The organism is Rhizobacter sp. P2_H2, from assembly GCF_056403375.1.
The window spans coordinates 1-2,296 of record NZ_JBFUFP010000892.1 but is presented as its reverse complement, the minus strand read 5'-3'; the positions used below and the strand labels follow the sequence as shown (position 1 = coordinate 2,296).

2 protein-coding genes and 1 pseudogene are annotated in these 2,296 nt (G+C 72.1%); all 3 read right to left on the bottom strand.

Going from position 1 to position 2,296, the window contains the following annotated elements; translation table 11 throughout:
- Positions 1-182: pseudogene (locus AC1D15_RS27880) on the bottom strand (amino acid ABC transporter permease); the annotation flags it as partial.
- Entirely contained in the window at positions 175-1,392 is a 1,218-nt protein-coding gene (locus AC1D15_RS27875) for an aminotransferase class I/II-fold pyridoxal phosphate-dependent enzyme (RefSeq protein WP_477828560.1), read from the bottom strand. The pseudogene AC1D15_RS27880 and the gene AC1D15_RS27875, both read right to left, overlap by 8 nt.
- A gap of 6 nt (positions 1,393-1,398) precedes the next feature.
- Positions 1,399-2,202, bottom strand: coding sequence for a transporter substrate-binding domain-containing protein (locus AC1D15_RS27870; protein WP_477828561.1), 804 nt, complete (start codon positions 2,200-2,202; stop codon positions 1,399-1,401).
- Between the last annotated feature and the right edge of the window lie 94 nt (positions 2,203-2,296).

Sequence of the window (2,296 nt, the reverse complement as noted above, 5' to 3'; positions counted from 1 at the left end):
AGCGCCGCGGCGAGCGCGATGCCCACCGCGAGGCTGCCGGGGATCACCGCCACGCACAGCTCCAGCGTGACGCCCATGCCACGCAGGAAGGCCGAGCGCTCGCCCGCATCCAGCACGAACGCGTAGTTCAGCCCGAGCGGCTTCAGCGCCGCGACGGCAGCCTGCAGCAGCGCGTCAGCCATGCCGGCCTTCCGGCAGCGCGGCCACGGCCTCGGCGATGCGCCGCACCGCGTCGTGCAGCACCTCGTCGGCCGCAGCGGTCGACAGGCGGATGTACGGCGACAGCCCGAACGACGCGCCGTCGACGACCGCGACACCGGCCTCGTCCAGCAGCCAGTCGGTCACGTCGGCATCGGTGCGCAGTACGCGGCCACCGGCGCTGCGGCGCCCGATCAGGCCGCCGACATGCACGAACGCGAAGAAGGCACCTTGCGGCGGCAGCAGTTGCAGCCCCGGCACGCGCGCCAGCCCGTCGACGACGATGTCGCGCCGACGGTGGTAGGCGGCAGCCGCCTCGCGCACGAAACCCTGGTCGCCCTCGATCGCGGCCAGCGCCGCGGCCTGGCTGATCGCGCTCGGTGCCGACGACACCTGCGACTGCAGTGCCGTCATCGCCTGCGCAAGCGGCAGCGGCGCGATGCCCCAGCCGACGCGCCAGCCTGTCATCGCATAGGTCTTCGACGCGCCGTTGACGAGCACGGTGCGCGGCGCCAGGTCGGGCGCCAGCACCAGCAGGTGGCGCGCCGGCGCGTCGTCGAAGCGGATGTGTTCGTAGATCTCGTCGAGCACGACGACGACCTGCGGATGCGCGCGCAGCACCTCGGCCAGCGCGAGCCAGTCGGCCTCGCCGTAGACCGCGCCGCTCGGGTTGCCCGGCGAGTTCAGGATCAGCACGCGGGTGCGTGGCGTCAGCGCCGCGGCGAGCTGCGCGGCCGTCAGCTTGAAGCCGCTGGCCGGCGTGGTCGCCACGATCACCGGCTTCGCATCGCACAGCAGCACCATGTCGATGAAGGCCGGCCAGTACGGCGCCGGCACGATCGCCTCGTCGCCGGGGTCGAGCGTCGCGGCCAGCGCCTGGTAGAGCACCTGCTTCGCGCCGTTCGAGACGACGACCTGCGCCGGAGTCACATCCAGGCCCTGCGCACGCGCGAGCTGCGCTGCGATCGCCTGGCGCAGCGGCGCGATGCCCGGCATCGCGGTGTAGCGCGTCTGGCCGCCCTCGATCGCGGCGATGCCGGCCGCACGCACCGGCGCCGGCGTATCGAAATCGGGCTCGCCGGAGGTCAGCACGAGGATGTCGCGGCCCTGCGCGGCGAGGTCCTTCGCGCGCTGGCCGGCGGCAGCATTCGGCGACAGGCGGATGCGCCGGACGCGTTTCGACAGTTGCAGCATGTCGGGTCAGGCAGGCGTCTTGCGGAACTGCTCGTGCAGCTCCTTCAGCTTGCGAGTCGGCGGCATGCCGTTGCGCTTGCCGACCTCGATCAGCCAGCCGCTGCGGTGCCATTGCTGCACGATGCGGTCGATCGCCGCGCGGGTGTCGCCCTCGCCCTTGCGCACCCAGATCACCGACGGCGACGGGATCAGGTCGCCGGGCAGCGGCAGCTCGTAGTCGGTCCACTCGGGGCTGGTGGCCAGCAGGTGCTGCAGCGTCGGGCTGACGTGCACGGCGGCCACGCAGTTGCCGCCGCGCAACGCGAGCTGCGATTCGGGCTGGCCGCGGAAGGCCTTGACCTGCGCGCCGTACAGCTCCTCCAGCGGCTTCGTGAAATTGGAGCCCTGCGAGACGCACACCGTCTTGCCGCGCAGGTCGGCCCAGCTCTTCAGCCCCGCGCCCTTGCGGGCGATCGCGGCACCGCCGACCTCTTCGAACGGCGTCGGCACGAAATCGAGGATCTCGGCGCGCTCGGCCGTCCACTGCATGTTGGCGATCAGGATGTCGACCTTGCCGGATTGCAGGAACTGCACGCGGTTCGACGGCTGCACCTGCACCGTCTCGACGCCGACCTTCAGGCCGGCCGCGACGGCCTCGGCCAGCTCGACGTTGTAGCCGACGTGCTTTTGCGTCGCCGGATCGATGCTGCCGAACGGCGGGCCCGACAGCACGACGCCGACGATGAGCTTGCCGCGGCTGCGCAGCTTGTCGAGCGTGGCATCGGCCTGTGCAGGCAGTGCCACTGCGAAGGCCGCCAGCGCGGCCGCCATGAGGGCCAGGCGCTTCACGGCGCGGCCTTCAGCTTCGCGTGCAGCTCGGGCAGCAGCGGGTTCGGCGGCGTGATGCCCAGGCGCTTCTCGGTGT